General features: G+C 74.0%; 15 protein-coding genes. 8 read left to right on the top strand and 7 right to left on the bottom strand.

What is annotated here, in order from left to right; genetic code table 11:
- Window positions 1-118 precede the first annotated feature (118 nt).
- Window positions 119-1,105, top strand: coding sequence for a ParA family protein (locus NBZ85_RS03090; RefSeq protein WP_261553662.1), 987 nt, complete (start codon window positions 119-121; stop codon window positions 1,103-1,105).
- Entirely contained in the window at window positions 1,102-1,488 is a 387-nt protein-coding gene (locus tag NBZ85_RS03085) for a hypothetical protein (RefSeq protein WP_261553661.1), read from the top strand. Before NBZ85_RS03090 ends, NBZ85_RS03085 begins: the two co-directional genes overlap by 4 nt.
- Before the next feature lie 94 nt (window positions 1,489-1,582).
- On the opposite strand, the gene NBZ85_RS03080 is transcribed toward NBZ85_RS03085, so the two are convergent.
- Window positions 1,583-3,289: a DEAD/DEAH box helicase gene (locus NBZ85_RS03080; RefSeq protein WP_261561485.1), complete on the bottom strand. Its 1,707-nt coding sequence runs from the start codon at window positions 3,287-3,289 to the stop codon at window positions 1,583-1,585.
- 322 nt (window positions 3,290-3,611) lie between these two features.
- Here NBZ85_RS03080 and NBZ85_RS03075 point away from each other — a divergent pair, with 322 nt between their 5' ends.
- Entirely contained in the window at window positions 3,612-4,301 is a 690-nt protein-coding gene (locus NBZ85_RS03075) for a ferritin-like fold-containing protein (protein ID WP_261561484.1), read from the top strand.
- 111 nt (window positions 4,302-4,412) lie between these two features.
- Here the strand turns inward: NBZ85_RS03075 and NBZ85_RS03070 are convergent, their stop codons facing one another.
- The 4 genes from NBZ85_RS03070 to NBZ85_RS03055 all read right to left on the bottom strand — a co-directional run bounded on the left by NBZ85_RS03070 (window position 4,413) and on the right by NBZ85_RS03055 (window position 6,129).
- Window positions 4,413-4,637, bottom strand: coding sequence for a DUF3107 domain-containing protein (locus tag NBZ85_RS03070; RefSeq protein WP_261553658.1), 225 nt, complete (start codon window positions 4,635-4,637; stop codon window positions 4,413-4,415).
- Window positions 4,638-4,773: 136 nt separating this feature from the next.
- Window positions 4,774-5,475, bottom strand: a complete 702-nt coding sequence (locus tag NBZ85_RS03065; RefSeq protein WP_261553657.1) for a TetR/AcrR family transcriptional regulator — start codon at window positions 5,473-5,475, stop codon at window positions 4,774-4,776.
- A gap of 125 nt (window positions 5,476-5,600) precedes the next feature.
- Window positions 5,601-5,798, bottom strand: a complete 198-nt coding sequence (locus NBZ85_RS03060) for an Rv3202a family protein (protein ID WP_261553656.1) — start codon at window positions 5,796-5,798, stop codon at window positions 5,601-5,603.
- A 109-nt stretch (window positions 5,799-5,907) separates the two neighbouring features.
- On the bottom strand, window positions 5,908-6,129 hold the full coding sequence (locus NBZ85_RS03055; protein WP_261561483.1) for a hypothetical protein: 222 nt from the start codon (window positions 6,127-6,129) through the stop codon (window positions 5,908-5,910).
- Window positions 6,130-6,219: 90 nt separating this feature from the next.
- Between NBZ85_RS03055 and ku the strand changes: the two genes are divergently transcribed.
- Complete coding sequence (gene ku, locus NBZ85_RS03050; RefSeq protein WP_261561482.1) at window positions 6,220-7,227, top strand: non-homologous end joining protein Ku; 1,008 nt, start codon at window positions 6,220-6,222, stop codon at window positions 7,225-7,227.
- Between the two features lie 34 nt (window positions 7,228-7,261).
- On the opposite strand, the gene NBZ85_RS03045 is transcribed toward ku, so the two are convergent.
- On the bottom strand, window positions 7,262-7,465 hold the full coding sequence (locus tag NBZ85_RS03045) for a CsbD family protein (RefSeq protein WP_261553653.1): 204 nt from the start codon (window positions 7,463-7,465) through the stop codon (window positions 7,262-7,264).
- 206 nt (window positions 7,466-7,671) lie between these two features.
- Between NBZ85_RS03045 and moeZ the strand changes: the two genes are divergently transcribed.
- Together moeZ and NBZ85_RS03035 are read left to right on the top strand one after the other, a co-directional pair.
- Window positions 7,672-8,844: an adenylyltransferase/sulfurtransferase MoeZ gene (moeZ, locus tag NBZ85_RS03040; RefSeq protein WP_261553652.1), complete on the top strand. Its 1,173-nt coding sequence runs from the start codon at window positions 7,672-7,674 to the stop codon at window positions 8,842-8,844.
- A gap of 80 nt (window positions 8,845-8,924) precedes the next feature.
- Window positions 8,925-9,320, top strand: a complete 396-nt coding sequence (locus NBZ85_RS03035; protein ID WP_261561481.1) for an MGMT family protein — start codon at window positions 8,925-8,927, stop codon at window positions 9,318-9,320.
- Here the strand turns inward: NBZ85_RS03035 and NBZ85_RS03030 are convergent, their stop codons facing one another.
- Complete coding sequence (locus NBZ85_RS03030; RefSeq protein WP_261553650.1) at window positions 9,321-10,070, bottom strand: SDR family NAD(P)-dependent oxidoreductase; 750 nt, start codon at window positions 10,068-10,070, stop codon at window positions 9,321-9,323. It abuts the gene before it with no gap.
- A gap of 156 nt (window positions 10,071-10,226) precedes the next feature.
- Here NBZ85_RS03030 and NBZ85_RS03025 point away from each other — a divergent pair, with 156 nt between their 5' ends.
- Window positions 10,227-13,547 (top strand): ATP-dependent helicase, encoded by a 3,321-nt coding sequence (locus NBZ85_RS03025; RefSeq protein ID WP_261553649.1) that lies wholly within the window; start codon window positions 10,227-10,229, stop codon window positions 13,545-13,547.
- Window positions 13,548-13,606: 59 nt separating this feature from the next.
- A partial coding sequence (locus NBZ85_RS03020; protein ID WP_261561490.1) for an ATP-dependent helicase occupies window positions 13,607-16,290 on the top strand: 2,684 nt, incomplete at its 3' end.

Genomic DNA, 16,290 nt, shown 5'->3' with positions numbered 1-16,290 from the left:
ATCGGTGCTCGACTGCCCTGCCCGGTCTGTGTTGATTGGTGCGCGGGCGGCGGGGCGCGTCGAGATTTCGGGACGCCAAGGGTTGTGACTACACGACTACGCATCCACACTCTGGGTTGTGGCACACGTACTTGCGATAGCGAATCAGAAGGGTGGCGTCGCCAAGACGACCTCCGTGTCCAGCCTCGGCGCCGCGCTGAGCGAGCTGGGTCGCCGCGTCCTGCTGGTGGATCTCGACCCACAGGCGTGCCTGACCTTCTCCCTCGGCCTGGATCCCGACACCCTCGAGCTGTCCGTGCACGATGTGCTCCTCGGCCGGCTCTCCGCGGGCATCGTGATCACGAAGACCTCCGACGGCATGGACCTACTGCCAGCGACGATCGAGCTGGCCGGCTGTGAGGCGGTGCTGCTGTCGCGGACCGGCCGCGAGCACGCGCTACGGCTCGCCCTCGCCGAGGTGATCGACACCTACGACTTCGTGCTCATCGACTGCCCGCCGTCGCTGGGTGTGCTCACCATCAACGGGCTCACCGCCGCCGACGAGGTGATCGTGCCCCTGCAGTGCGAGACGCTGTCGCATCGTGGCGTCGGCCAGCTCCTCGACACGGTGCACGACGTGCAGCGGCTGACGAATCCGCGCCTCGGGGTCCGCGGCGTCCTGCCGACCCTGTTCGACGGGCGGATGGCGCACTGCCGGGCTGTGCTCTCCGACGTCTCCGCGCGGTACGACATCGCCGTACTGGCACCGCCGATCGCCCGTTCCGTGCGTTTCGCGGAGGCGCCGGGCACGGGCCGGTCGATCCTGTCGACGGCGCGGCGTTCCAAGGGCGCCGAGGCCTACCGGGCGCATGCCCGGGTCATTGCCGAGGTGCGCGGGGAGGCCGCGGCGCATGCGGGTTCCGCCGGCGTCGGGGTCGAGCCGACGCGCATCGGATCGGCGACCACCACGGGGAGGTCCGTCGTAACCGGGCCGCTGGGGGCCGGGCCGCTGGGGGAGGCAGCGATCGAGGAGGCAGGCCGCGAGGCGGCGACTCTCGAAGCGGTGGCGCGCGAACCGGCTCGGGGTGAACCCGTGCCGGTCGGGGCGGACGGGGCCCGCGTGTGAGTGTGGGGGCGAGCGGACCGTCGCGGTCGCCGCGGGCCGAGCAGCGCGCCTCCGCCGGGTTCGACCGGCTGCGGCCGCGGGGCTCCCGGCCACCGGTGGTGACGTCGATCCCGTCGGGCCCGTCGGTGGGGCGGGACGCGCATGGCAAGCGCGCGCTTTACAGCGGACTGCGGCCGGCGACCCCGCCGAACACGAGCCTGCGCGTGGAGTGTTCCCGCTGCGGGCAGACGAGTCTGCTCGGCACATGGCCGGCGCTGCGGACCCTCACCCCCAGCGTCCACCTGCCGCTGGTGCGGCCGCGGCATCCGTCGCTGCTGCGCTGCCCGACCTGCCGGCGGGTGAGCTGGGTGCGGCTGGGACTGCACTTGCGGCCAGCGAGCTGAACAGCTCCCGCTGGGGAGCCGCCATTCCAACGCCGGGCCAAGGGGCCACGCGGGCCGGCGTTGGACGCCGATGAGCGGTGGTGCGCCGTCCCGCTCAGGCGGATTCGGCCCGCGGGGACTCGTCGTCGAGCGTGGCGATGGAGCTGATCGCGTCGCCGTCGGCCTCGGTGAGCTCCCCGGCGGCGCCGGAGCCGCGTCCGCGGTTGCCGCGACGGCGACGACGGCGACGGACCGGCTCGCCGTCCGCCTCCGGGGACAGCGCCGAGATGATGTGCGCGGTGTCGACGGTGTCGACGGAGTCGTCGGAGTCGTCGGCGGTGATGACGTCCACATCCGGGTCCGTGGCGGCCGGGTCGGGCTGCTCGCTGCCGTCGGCGGCGATGGTCAGGCCCGTCGCGGCGGCTGCGGCGCCACCGCCACGGGTGCGGCGACGGCTACGGGTGCGGGTGCGGGCCGGCACCGGCGGGTTGTCCGCCGCAGCCGTCTCACGCCCGGGCCGCGTCCCACGGCGCCCGCCGCGACGGGACTCACCGAGGTCCTCGAGGTCCTCCGCGTCGAGCCCGGCGCGGGTGCGCGCGGCGTGCGGGAGAGTGCCCTTGGCGTCCGTCGGGATGCCGAGCGCCTCGAACAGGTGCGGGGAGGTGGAGTACGTCTCGAGCGGGCCTTCGAACGGCAGCGCGAGCGCCTTGTTCACCAGCGTCCACCGGGGCAGGTCGTCCCAGTCGACGAAGGTGACGGCGACGCCGCTCTCGCCGGCGCGGCCGGTCCGGCCGATCCGGTGCAGGTAGACGTTCTCGTCCTCGGGGCACTGGTAGTTCACGACGTGGGTGACGCCGCTGATGTCGATGCCACGGGCGGCCACGTCGGTGGCGACGAGGACGTCGACCTTGCCGGCCCGGAACGCGCGCAGCGCCTGCTCGCGCTGGCCCTGCCCGAGGTCGCCGTGCACGGCGGCGGCGGCGAAGCCGCGCTTGTCCAGGTCCTCGGCGACCTTGTCCGCAGTGCGGCGGGTGCGGACGAACACCATCGCGAGCCCGCGGCCACCCGCCTGCAGGACGCGGGCCAGCACCTCCATCTTGTCCAGCGCGTGGGCGCGGAAGACGTGCTGATGCGTGGTCGGCACCGTGCGGGTCTCGTCCGGCTGTTCGGCGCGGACGTGCACCGGCCGCTGCATGAACCGCCGGGCCAGCGAGATGACCGGGCCGGGCATGGTGGCGGAGAACAGCATGGTCTGCCGGCCGGTCGGCAGCTGCGCCATGATGCGCTCGACGTCGGGCAGGAAGCCCAGGTCGAGCATCTCGTCGGCTTCGTCGAGCACCAGGGTGCGCACGGCGGCGAGGTCGAGCACCCGCTGCCGGGCGAGGTCGAGCAGCCGACCCGGCGTGCCGACGACGATGTCGACACCGGCGCGCAGCGCCGTGAGCTGCGGCTCGTAGGCCCGCCCGCCGTAGACGGACAGCACCCGAACGCCGCGGCGCGTGCCGGCGCGGGTGATATCGGACGTCACCTGGACGCACAGTTCCCGGGTGGGCACGACGATGAGGGCCTGCGGCCGACCGTCGGCACCTTCCTTCGCCGCCAGCACCGTCTGGATGACGGGGATGCCGAAGGCGAGGGTCTTACCGGTGCCGGTGCGGGCCTGGCCGATGATGTCGTTGCGAGCCAGGGCGAGCGGAAGCGTCAGCTCCTGGATGGGGAAAGCGTGCACAATGCCCGCTTCGGTCAGCGCCTCAACCGTCTCGGGGCGAACCCCGAGGTCGGCGAAGGTGGGCGCGGCCGGCGTTGCGGGCGTGTCGGTCACTGACGGGGGAGTGGGTAGATCATCTGAGGGTGCTGCAGCTGTAACGGACAGCGGGACGCTCCTGGTCTTCTCTGAGCGGTGTCTACGCTGAACCCGCTCGCGGTGAGCCACGCGGCGCCCGCGACCCGAAATCCATGTGTCCCGGCGCCATAAGTGGCTACTCTGGGTGCACAGGTGACGAGGCGACGCCTGCTACGCGACAACCGAGGTGACATAATGACCTCTGGCTACTTCCTAGCATAGCTGGTGTGGCGGCGGGTGGGGGCTCCTTGGCCGAGGTTTGCCGACAGCGACGGCGTCGGGTGCCAGAATCGCGCCTGTGATGCAGACATCCTCCCCGCCGACAGGCGCGCCCGGGCCGAACCTGGTGGTCCCGCCGGACCAGGCGACCGTCGACCTGCTGGGCCTGCTCGCCTACGGTGAGCTCACCGCCTTCGAGCGGTTGGCCACCGATGCGCGGATGTCCCCGACTCTCGGCGACAAGATCGCCCTTGCGACCATGGCCGCCGCGGAGTTCTCCCACTTTCAGGCCATCTGCGGGGAACTGGATCGGCTCGGTGTCGACCGGGAGCACGCGATGGCGCCGTTCATCGGCCCGCTGGCCGCGTTCCACAACTCGACCGCCCCGGCCGACTGGCTGGAGAGCCTGGTCAAGGCCTATGTCGGCGACAACATTGCGGCCGACTTCTATCGCGAGATCGCCGCGCGCCTGCCTTCGTCGTCGCGCGAACTCGTCCTGAGTGTTCTTGACGACACCGGCCACGCCGCGTTCGCGGTCGACCGGGTGCGGGCGGCAATCGAGGCCAACCCGACGGTCGCCGGCCGCCTCGCACTGTGGGCCCGCCGGCTGGTCGGCGAGGCGCTCACCCAGGCGCAGCGGGTAGGGGTGGACCGGGACGCGCTGACCGGCCTGCTGGTCGGGGTCGGCGACCTGGACGCGCTGGCGGCGATCTTCAACCGCATCATGGCCGCGCACGGCCGCCGGATGGCGGCGCTGGGTCTGTCCGCCTGACCACGCCCGCCGGGGGCGCCATCGGAGCTGGGAGCGAGCAGGGAGCTGGGAGCGCCGGGCGTGCCGGGCGGACTGGCCGCACGGCACGCCGAGCTTGCGAGCAGCCCTCGATCAGGCGCCGAATCCCACGCGGCGCGGCCCACCGGCGGCGATCTCCACATAGGCCAGGGCGGCGACGGGAACCACCACCTGCCGACCCTTCTCGTCGGTGAGGGTCAGCACGCCGTTGTCGACCTTGACCGCCTCACCCACCAGCGCGGCGACGGTCTCCGCGGACTGGTCGCTCTCAAGCACCAGTTCCCGGCTGACCTGCCGCACGCCGATCTTGACCTCCACCCGATGACCTCCGCCTTCGTCGGACCTACACCCGGCGGACGAGCGCCGCCGATGTTGGATCACCGCCCACACTATGGCTTCCGGGACTTCTCCACCGGGACAGGAACGGCGTGTTCGCTCCCGGCACACCCGGCGCTCATCGCTCGGGACAGGGCTCCTCGTGTTCAGGCCGAGGGCTGTTCAGGTCGCGGTGTGGGTCGTGCGGGTCGTCGTGGCGGGGGTACCCGCCGATGCCACGCCAGGCCAGCTCGACCATCGACTCGATGGCCCGCTCCTTCGCCACGGTGCCGCCGCGGACCAGCCACCACCGGGAGGCCGTCTCGGCGAGTCCCACCAGCCCGACGGCGAGCAGGTCGGCCTCGTCCTGGGTCAACCCGGTGTCGGCGACGATGGTCGCCGCGATGGAACGCACGCACTGGGCGAACGCGGTCTCGATGCGCTGGCGCACCGCGGGCACGCTGCGCAGGTCGGACTCCAGCACGAGCTGGTGGGCCCCGGACGGGTCGTTGACGAAGTCGAAGTACGCGCGCACCGAGCGCGCGATGCGCGCGTGGTTGTCCGTGGTGGAGGCGAGCGCCTCCTGGACGCTCGTGACGAGCTGGGTGGCGTGCTCGTCGAGCAGCGCGAGGTACAGCTCCAACTTGCCCGGAAAGTGCTGGTAGAGCACCGGCTTACTGACGCCCGCCCGCTCGGCGATCTCGTCCATCGCGGCAGCGTGGTAGCCCTGGGCAACGAAGACCTCGCGGGCAGCTCCGAGGAGTTGGAAGCGGCGGGCGGTGCGGGGTAGCCGGGGAGTCCGTCCCGGGCGTGTGCCGGGCGAGGCTGGCTCGGCGGTCACCAGCGCACCTCCTGGTCGATGTGGTCACCCTACCTGCGAACACCGGCGCGGCGGGATGGGAACGCGACCACCGGCCCCCCGGCCGGCCCACCGTCGCACGGTGGGCCGGCCGGGAGTGCTCGCATTCAGCGGTATTCGTCCTCGTCGGTCTCGACGACGATGCTCTGCTCGACGACGTCGAACTCGTCGGCCTCGCTCGGCGGCGCAGGGAGCACCGGCGGTGCGCCGGCTGGCGGCCGGACCTCCCGGGCCTGCTCGGCCGCGTCGGCGTCCGGTGCCTCCAGGGGGAGACCGGCGGCCGGCAGATTGGTGGGAACTCCCATGGGACGTCCTCCTACGCTCGTCGGTGTGGCGGCCCGCCGCGGCGGGTGCCGGCTTCGAGCCGGACCCGGGGCCGGGTCCGGGTCGCGATGTGCCCGGGATCGGGTCGTCTCACGCGGAACCGTCCGACTCGCCCGGCCGGGCCATCCGCCCGGTTTCCGGCGGGCCGGCGAGCAGGTCCCTGCGCATGTGCGCGACGACCAGGCCGGGCAGCCCGGTCGGGATCCGCCACATCGGGGTGCGCGGTTCGAGCGCCGCGAGGTTGGCCAGCCGCAGTCGTCGGCCGTCCACCTCGACTGTCGTCTGCGCGATCCACCGTGCCCCGGTGGGCATCTGCTGATAACTTTGGGCGTTTCCCTCATCTGGCTTACTCGTGGGCGTCCAGTGGGTCACCATGGTGGGTAATCGAGGTGAGGGGCGAACATGCGTTCGGTCTGGAAGGGCGTGATCTCCTTCGGTCTGGTGTCGATCCCGGTCCGGCTCTACTCCGCAACGCAGGAGCGGGATATCGCGTTTCACCAGGTCAGGCGCTCAGATGGGTCCCGCGTGCGGTATCGCAGAGTGGCGGAGGCCGACGGGGACGAGGTCAACTACGCCGATATCGCCAAGGGCTTCGAGCTGCCGGACGGCCAGACCGTCGTGCTCACGGACGAGGACTTCGCGAACCTGCCGTTGTCCACCTCCCGGGCGATCGATGTGCTTGAGTTCGTCCCGCTGGAGCAGGTCGACCCGATCTACTTCGCCAAGAGCTATTACGTCGAGCCGGACCGCACCGGTGCAAAGCCGTACGTTCTGCTGCGCGACGCACTGGCCGAATCGGGCCGCGTCGCGCTGGTGAAGATAGCTCTGCGCCAGCGCGAGCAGCTCGCGACGCTCCGGGTGCGCGACGGCGTCTTCGTCCTCGAGACGATGATCTGGCCGGACGAGGTGCGCGAGCCGGATTTCCCGTTCCTTGGCGAGCACGTCGAGGTGCGTCCGCAGGAGTTGGCGATGGCGGCCTCGCTGATCGACACCCTCGCCGCCGACTTCGATCCCGGCCGGTTCACCGATGGGTACCGGACCGCGTTGCAGTCGGTGATCGATGCCAAAATCGCCGGCCAGGCGCCGGTCAGCCCGCCGGTCAGCCCGCCGGAGGAGCCGGTCGGGGACCTGATGGCCGCGCTGCGCGCGAGCATCGCCGCCGCCCGCCGGGACCATCCGGACAGTGCCGGTGCTGATGGCGCCGGTGCTGATGGCGCCGGCGTCGATGGGTCGCCCGCAGGGAAGGCAATAGCCGACGGGGCCGCATCCGAGGCGGGCTCCACCAAGGCTGGTGCGGCAAAGGCCGGTGCGGCCAAAGCCGCGCCACCAAAGGGCACGGCCGGCACGGCCACGGCGAAGTCGAAGGCAGCATCCACGAGGAGCGCCACGCCCACCCGGCGCTCCGCCTGAACGGGCCGGGTGGGCGTGGCGAGGCCGCGCGAGGCTAGCGGCGGAAGGCGTCCTTGGTCTTCTCGCCGGCGTTGCGCAGGTCGGCGACGCCGCGTTCGCCCGCCCCGTCCGCCCGCAGGTCCCGGTTGCCGGTGGCCTTCCCGGTCGCCTCCTTGCCTCGTCCTCGCAGCTCGCCCACCTTGTTCTTGACCTTGTCGACGAAGGACACCGCACTCAACTCCCCACGGGGTGTGGTCACTTGGTCATCGTCGGTGTACCCGGTGAGGTCCGGGGAACACGCTGGGGGGGCCATGCGCTGCACTCACGGGAGTCGTTCAGCGCGAGGTCCACAGGGCCGAAGCGGGAGCGGGCGCACACGGATCCGGCGCTGGATGGCTCATTCCCGGCGAGGCCGCGCGCCGTTGTGGCATCGTCGAAGAACGACACCGATCGCGAGGAGCAAGCGTGTCCCTTCCGCCCCTGGTCGACCCCGCCGAGGGCCTGACCGTCGACGAGGTTCGCCGGTACTCCAGGCATCTGATCATCCCGGATGTCGCCATGGACGGCCAGAAGCGGCTGAAGAACGCCAGGGTGCTGGCGGTCGGGGCCGGCGGGCTCGGCTCGCCGACCCTGATGTACCTGGCGGCCGCGGGCGTCGGAACGCTCGGCATCGTCGAGTTCGACACCGTCGACGAGTCGAACCTGCAGCGCCAGATCATCCACGGCCAGTCCGACATCGGCCGGTCGAAGGCCGAGTCGGCGCGGGACTCGGTCCTCAACATCAACCCGTACGTCAACGTGATCCTGCACGAGACCCGGCTGGACACCTCCAACGTGATGGAGATCTTCAGCCAGTACGACCTCATCGTCGACGGAACCGACAACTTCGCCACCCGGTACCTCGTCAACGACGCGGCCGTCCTGCTCGGCAAGCCGTACGTCTGGGGTTCGATCTACCGGTTCGACGGGCAGGCCAGCGTCTTCTGGGCCGACCACGGGCCGTGCTACCGCTGCCTCTACCCGGAGCCCCCGCCCCCCGGGATGGTCCCGTCCTGCGCCGAGGGCGGCGTGCTGGGCGTGCTGTGCGCGTCGATCGCCTCCATCCAGACCACCGAGGCGATCAAGCTGCTGACCGGGATCGGCGACCCGCTGGTCGGCCGGCTGATGGTCTACGACGCCCTCGAGATGACCTACCGGTCGATCAAGGTCCGCAAGGACCCGGAGTGCCCGCTGTGCGGGAAGAACCCGTCGATCACCGAGCTGATCGACTACGAGGCGTTCTGCGGCGTCGTCTCCGAGGAGGCCCAGCTCGCCGCGGCCGGTTCGACGATCACCGCGAGCGAGCTCAAGGGCTGGTTGGACGGCGGCGAGCCGATCGAGCTGGTCGACGTCCGCGAGCCCGCGGAGTGGGAGATCGTCCGGATCCCCGGCGCCCGGCTGATCCCGAAGGGCGACCTGCCGGCCCATCTTGCCGAGCTCCCTCAGGACCGGCGGGTGGTCGTCTACTGCAAGTCCGGGGTGCGCTCCGCCGAGGCGCTCGCGACGCTCAAGGGCGCCGGCTTCTCCTCGGCCGTCCACGTCCAGGGCGGCGTGACGGCCTGGGCCACCCAGGTCGACAAGTCCCTGCCGGTCTACTGAGCCGTGGGCTGGTCCGTCACCGGCGTGGGCCGGTCCGCAGGGCCGGCCGGGTCGTCGTGGCCCGAGCGTCGCCGGTCGCGGTGAGCCGTCCCCGTGCCCGGCGCGATGCGCCGCCGGCGAGCCTGTCCGCCGGGCTCGGCACCCGGCTCCGCCTCGGCGGCGCCGAGCCGAGCCCGCACGCGGTCGAGGTGCTCGACGCGGTCGCCCGGATCCCCCCGGGCAAGGTGATGACCTACGGCGACGTCGCCGAGTACGTCGGCGCGGGTACCGGTCGGACCGTCGGCGCGGCGCTCTCCCGCTACGCGGACGACGACCTGCCGTGGCACCGGGTCATCCGGTCGACCGGCGAGCCGAACCCGGCCGCGCCGGTCGAGGCGCTGCGCCGGCTCGCCGTCGACCGCACCCCACTGTCGGCGAACGGCGAACGGGTCAACCTCGCCGCCGCCCGCTGGGACGGCAGGCCGCCCCGCTGCTGATCAGCGGGCGGACAGGCCGCCGTCGGCGAGGTAGACGCTGCCGGTCACCAGCGACGCCCGGTCGGACAGCAGGAACACGGCCACCTCGGCGACCTCCTCGGCGGTGCCGAGCCGGTTGATCGGCGCCAGCAGCGCCGCGCCGCGCTGACGGCGGCCGTCAGCGTGCAGCAACGGTGTGTCGACGAAGCCGGGTGCGACCGCGTTCACCCGGATCCGCCGCGTCGCGTATTCCAGCGCCGCGGTCTTGGTCAGCCCGATCACACCGTGCTTGGCGGCGACGTACGGCGCGGATCCGGCGAAGCCGACCGTGCCGAACACCGAGGCCATGTTGACGATCGAGCCGCCGTCGCCGCCGTGCAGTATCGCCGTGATCTCGGCGCGCATGCTGTAGAAGACCCCGGACAGGTTCACGTCGAGCACCCGCTGCCAGTCCTCGGCGGGGATGGTCCCGACCGGCTCGCGCCCGGCGGTGATGCCGGCGTTGTTCACCGCCAGATCGAGCCGCCCGAAGGTGCCGACGGCGGCCTGCACCGCCCGTTCGATCGCGTCGGGATCGGTGACGTCGGCCTCCAGCGCGATCGCCGCCCCGCCGTCGCGTTCGATCTGCGCCGCCACCTCCTTGACGCCGTCCGGGTGGCGATCCGTGACGACGACCTGGGCGCCTGCGCTCGCCAGCCGGCGGGCGCAGGCGGCGCCGATACCGGATCCCGCGCCGGTCACCAACGCGACCTTGCCGCTGCATTCGGTCATGACCGATCACAGTGCCACGCTGTGGTCCAGGCGTGCACGCGACTCTGTTCCTGCCGCCCCCGCTGGACTCTGTTCCTGCCGCCCCCGCTGTGCGGGTCGGCGCGGCGTGGCCGGAGCCCTTGCAGGGCTGTCGGACCCGCGTGGTGTGCTGTCGGGGTGGTTGCCGCATCTGTCCCCGCCGCGCCCGCCGGCCACCGGCTGGTTCCCACGCCGGTCGCGCCGCCGCGCCCGTTCGTCGCAGACCCGGCGCAGCGCCGGGTGGTCGAGCACCCGGGTGGCCCGCTGCTGGTGCTCGCCGGCCCCGGAACGGGCAAGACGGCCACCCTGGTCGAGGCGGTCGCCGCCCGGATCGAGGCGGGAGCGGACCCGCGGTCGATCCTGGTCCTCACCTTCAGCCGCCGGGCCGCGGGCGAGCTGCGGGAGCGGATCACCGCCAGGCTCGGTCCGACCGGCACCGGCGTCGGGGGCGGCCCGGGGGTGTGGACCTTCCACGCGTGGTGCCTGGCGCTGCTGCGGGCGCACGATCGGCCGGCGCCCCACGGCGGGTTCCGGCTGCTCTCGGGCCCGGAGCGGGACAGCCGGCTGCGTGAGCTCATCGAGGGTTCGCGCGAGGACGGCCGCCCCGTCTGGCCGCCGCAGCTCGCCCGCGCCCTGGGTACCCGCGGCTTCACTGAGGAGGTGCGGGCGCTGCTGGCGCGGGCTCGCGAGGTCGGCCTGGAACCCGTGGGCCTGGCCCAGCTCGCCCGGCGCACCGACCGGCCGGACTGGGCCGCCCTCGCCGAGTTCTACGAGATGTACCTCGACGTGTTCGGCTTCGAAGGCGCGCTCGACTACGCCGACCTGGTGCACCGGGCTGTCGTCGTCGCCGAGGGTGCCGAGGCGGGCGAGGCGTTGCGCGCCAGCTACCGGCACGTTTTTGTTGACGAGTACCAGGACACCGATCCGGCTCAGGAACGGCTGCTGCGCGCGGTCGCGGGCGGCGGGCGCGACCTGGTCGTGTTCGGCGATCCCGACCAGTCCATCTACGCCTTCCGCGGGGCGGAGGTCGCCGGCCTGCTCGACTTCCCGCAGCGCTTTCCCGCCTCGAAGGGGCAGCGGTTGGGGGGCGGAGCCGGCGCGCCGATCGTCGCACTGCGCACCGGCCGGCGGATGGCACCCGCCCCCCTGTTGGCGAGCCGGCAGGTGGCCCGGCGGATCCCGGCCGCCGGACTCCCTGCCGGCGAGATCCGGGCGCACCGCGACCTGATCGGTCGCACCGATCGTGGGGCGGGTCTGGTGCAGGCCCGCACCTACGCCAGCGCCGGCGCGGAGGCGGAGGCGGTCGCCGACCTGCTGCGCCGCGAGCACCTGGAGAACGGCACCCCCTGGCCCGGGATGGCAGTCCTCGTCCGCACCGCGGACCGGCTCGCCCGGCTGCGCCGGGTGCTGACCGCCGCGGGCGTGCCGGTCAGCGTCGACGGCGACGACCTGCCCGTCGCCCAGGAGCCGGCCGCGGCGCTGCTGCTGCTGGCGCTGCGCTGCGCGGACGACCCCGCCGGGGCGCTCACCGCCGACGCCGCCCGCACCCTGCTCACCTCCCCGCTCGGTGGGGCGGACCCGGCGGGCCTGCGAGAGTTGGGCCGCGCGCTGCGCGCCTTCGAGCGTGATGCCGGTGCCGGGCAGCCCGCCGCGTCGGCCGAGCTGGTCCGCCAGGCCGTCGCCGACCCGGACCGCTGGCTGGTTCGCGTCGCCGACGCGGTCGCCCAGCCCGCCCGCCGCGTCGGCGACCTGCTCGGCGCCGCCCGCCGGGCGCTGCGGGACCCGGCCGGCTCGCCCGAGCAGGCGCTGTGGGCGCTGTGGTCCGCCAGCGGCTGGCAGCCGGAGCTGCTGGCGGCCTCGGCGGCCGGCGGGGCGGCGGGGCGCGCGGCCGACCGCGACCTGGACGCGGTGGTGGCGCTGTTCGACGCCGTCGCCCGCCTCGCCCAGCGGCGCGGGCCGGGCACCGGCGCCGCCTCGCTGGTCGACGAGCTCGGCCGGCAGCAGATCGCCGGGGAGGCCATCGCGCCGGTGGGGGAGGACGCCCGTCGCCGCGGCGTGCGGCTGCTGACCGCGCACCGCGCCAAGGGCCTGGAGTGGGACGTCGTCGCCGTCTGCGGTGTCCAGGACGGGATCTGGCCGGACCTGCGGGAGCGGCATTCGCTGCTCGGCGCGGAGCAGCTCGACGCGCCCGCCCACGGCGGCCTGCGCCCGCCGCTGACCCGCCAGGACCTGTTCGCCGACGAGCGCCGGCTGTTCTACGTCGCGATCACCCGGGCCCGGCGGCGCCTGCTGGTCACGGCCGTCAACAGCCCGGACGACGACGGCAGCCTGCCCAGCCGGTTGCTCGACGAGCTCGGGGTGGCCGTCGAGCACGTCCCCGGGCGCCCGGCCCGGCCGCTGACCCTCGTCGGCCTCGTCGCGACGCTGCGCCGGTTGGCGACCGAGCCGACGTCCAGCCCGGCCCTGCGTGCCGCCGCCCGCCGCCGCCTCGCCGCCCTCGCAGCCGCCCGCGACGACGCCCACCGCCCGCTCGTCCCGGCCGCGCACCCGGCGACCTGGTGGGGTCTGCTCGAGGTGACCGACTCCGACGTGCCGGTCGTCGCGCCGGGGGCGCCCCTGCGGCTGTCCGGCTCGTCGCTGTCCAGCATCGGCACCTGCTCGCTGCGGTGGTTCCTGGAGCACGAGGCGCACGCGGTCACCGTCGCCTCCACCGCGCAGGGCTTCGGCAAGGTGGTGCATGCCCTGGCCGACGAGGTCACCACCGGGCGCACCCCGGCGGACCTCGCCGCCCTCGACGCCCGGCTCGACACCGTCTGGCGGCATCTGGACTACGAGGCCCGCTGGCGCAGTGACCAGGAGCGGGCCGCCGCCAGGGAGGCGCTGGCCCGCTTCCTGGCCTGGCACGCCGGTGAGCGTGGGCGCCGGGTCGTCGACGCGGAGATCCGGTTCACCTGCCAGCTCCACGTCGCCGGGCGAGAGGTGCTGCTGCGCGGGTTCATCGACCGGCTGGAGCTCGACGACGCCGGCCGGGTGCACGTCATCGACTTCAAGACTGGCCGCAGCGCGCCCGGTCGCGCCGAGCTCGCCACCCACCCGCAGCTCGGCAGCTACCAGCTCGCCGTGCGTGTCGGCGCCCTTGACGCGGCGATCGCCGCCGCCGGTCCCGCCGCGGCGGATCCCGTGGTGCCCGGCGGCGCCGAGCTCGTTCAGCTTCGCCGCGACGCCGGGGGCGCCGGCGCCGGGCCCCGCCTGCCCGGGGAGGCGCCCGGCCCACCCGAGGTCCAGGCGCAGGAGGCGCTGCCCGCCGAGGGTCCCACCTGGATGGACGAGGTTCTCGGCGAGGCGGTGCGCACCATCGACGCGGAGGCGTTCCGGCCGACCCCGGGCGAGCACTGCACGATGTGCACGTTCCAGATGAGCTGCCCAGCCCGCCCCGAAGGACGACAGGTGATCGATTGAGTGCGGACGGTTCCGGCCCCTCGGTGGAGGGGCGGGTGGACGCGGGGACCGGCAGGGCGATGTCGCGCCAGCCGTTCCTGCCCGGTTTCGGCGGTGATCCCGGCGGCGATTCCGACGGCGGTGCCGCCGGTCCGCGGCTCGACCCGGCGGACCTGCGTGACCTGCTGGAGGTCCCCTACACCGACGAGCAGGTCGCCGCGGCGACCGCCCCGCTGGAGCCGGGGGTGATCGTCGCCGGCGCCGGCTCCGGGAAGACCTCGGTGATGGCGGCCCGGGTGGTCTGGCTCGTCGCGACCCGCCAGGTGCGCGCCGAGCAGGTGCTGGGGCTGACCTTTACCACGAAGGCGGCCGCGGAGCTGGCCGGCCGGGTGCGCCTCGCGCTGCGCAAGGCGGGCGCCGCCGACACCGGGGGCTGGTCGGGACCGGGGACGGCCGCCGACGCCGAGGCAGACGGCGAGCCCACCGTCGCCACCTACCACGCCTTCGCCGGGCGGCTCGTGGTCGACAACGCGCTGCGCCTCGGCCTGGAACCCGACATCGCGCTGCTGTCCGGGGCGGCGCGCTACCAGCTCGCCGCACGGGTCGCCCGCGCCTACGGCGGGACGGTGCAGGCGCTGACCCGGTCGCTGGGAGCCGTCGTCGGCGAGCTGGTCGCGCTCGACGCGGAGATGAGCGAGCACCTGATCGACCCGGCGAAGCTCGTCGCGTTCGACGCCGCCTTCCTCGCGGAGGTGCTGGCCGCCCTGGACACCGCGAGCGCCCGGCGGGGCACCAAGGGCGTCCAGGAGCGGCTGCGCCGGTTCGCGGCCGCCGCACGGGGGCGCAGTGAGCTCGCCGGCCTCGTGGCCGAGTACCGGGCCGCCCGCCGCGAACGGGACGTGCTGGACTTCGGCGACCAGGTCACCTACGCGGCCCGCCTCGCCGAGGCGTTGCCGGAGGTCGGCCGCGCCGAGCGAGCCCGGGCCGCCGTCGTCCTGCTCGACGAGTACCAGGACACCTCGGTGGCCCAGCGCCGCATGCTCACCGGCCTGTTCGGCGGCGGCCACCCGGTCACCGCCGTCGGCGACCCCTGCCAGGCGATCTACGGCTGGCGTGGGGCGTCGGTGGCGAACCTCGACCACTTCCCGACCCATTTCCCGCGCGCGGACGGCGAGCCGGCCGCCGTCTACGAGCTGTCGGTGAACCAGCGCAGCGGCGGCCGGCTGCTCGACCTCGCCAACGCCGTCGCGGCGCAGCTGCGGGCGCGCCACCGGGTCGTCGAGCTGCGCCCGCGGGCCGATGTCGCCGACCGCGGCGAGACGGTCGTCGCCCTGCACACCAGCTGGGCCGACGAGGTGGCCTGGATCGCCGCCCGGCTGCGCGGAGTCGTCGACGCCGGCACCGGGCCCGGCGACATCGCCGTCCTCGTCCGGGCCCGTGGGGACATCCCACCGCTGCTGGCCGCGTTGCAGTCCGTCGGGCTGCCCGTCGAGGTCGTGGGGCTGACCGGGCTGCTCACCGTGCCGGAGGTCGCCGAGATCGTCGCGGTGCTGGAGGTCCTCGACGCGCCCACGGCGAACGCCGCGCTCGTCCGCCTGCTCACCGGCCCGCGGGTTCGCCTCGGCGCCCGCGACCTCGCCGCGCTCGGCCGCCACGCCCGCGAGGTCGTCCGTACCCCCGCGCCGATCACCGACGTCGAGCCCGATCCCCCGGGGCGTGCCGATCCGCTGGCTGCGGCGGTCGCCGACGTCGACCCCGCGGACGTGGTCGCCCTCTCCGATGTCCTCGACGACCCCGGCCCGGAGATGTCCGCCGAGGGCCGCACGCGGGTGCGCCGGCTGGCCGCGGAGATCGCCGAGTTGCGCGGCCACGTCGGCGAGGGCCTGCTCGACCTGCTGCACCGTGTCGTCGCCACGATCGGGCTGGACGTGGAGCTCACCGCCACCGAGGCGGCGGTGCGCGCCCGCCGCCAGGAGAATGTCGCGGCCTTCCTCGACGTCGCCGCCGACTTCACCGACCCGGACGGGACGACCTCGCTGCACGCCTTCCTCGGCTTCCTGCGGGCCGCCCGGGAACACGAGCGCGGCCTCGACGTCACCGGCCCGTCCGGGGCGGAGGCGATCGCCCTGATGACGATGCACCGTTCCAAGGGCCTGGAATGGGAGGTCGTCGCCGTGCCGAACCTCAGCGAGGGGGTCTTCCCCGATGTCACCGTCCGGGACCAGTGGACGACCTCGCCCGGTGTGCTGCCCGTGCCGCTGCGGGGTGACGCCGCGGACCTGCCCGCCTTCGAGGTCTCCGACCAGAAGTCGGACCTCGACGCCTTCGCGGCCGAGGTCCGTGCCTACGCCGAGCGGGAGGAGCGCCGGCTCGCCTATGTCGCGGTGACCCGGGCGAAGTCGCTGCTGTTCGCCAGCGGCCACTGGTGGGGGCCGACGCAGAAGCGCCCGCGTGGCGCGTCGGTCTTCCTGGCGGAGCTCGCCGAGCATGCCCGCGGCGGCGGTGGTGGGCGGATCGACGTCTGGGCCCCGCGGCCCGAGGAGAAGTCGAACCCGGCCCTGGCCATCCCGCGTCAGTTCGCCTGGCCGATTCCCTACGAACCGGAGCCCTTCGCTCGCCGCGTCGAGGCGGCCCGCGACGTCCTCGCCCGGCTCGAGGCGGCGCTCACCCCTCCCCCGCTCACCCCTTCCCCGCTCGGCGGCGTCGGAGGCGTCGTCGGAGGCGGCGTCGGCGTCGGGGCCGGGGCTGGGGCCGGGTTTCGGGT

The sequence above is a fragment of the Frankia tisae genome (assembly GCF_025403405.1).
Taxonomy (GTDB): Bacteria; Actinomycetota; Actinomycetes; order Frankiales; family Frankiaceae; genus Frankia; species Frankia tisai.
Note: the sequence above shows the minus strand (reverse complement) of the source record. Positions and strands in the feature narration are given on the sequence as shown.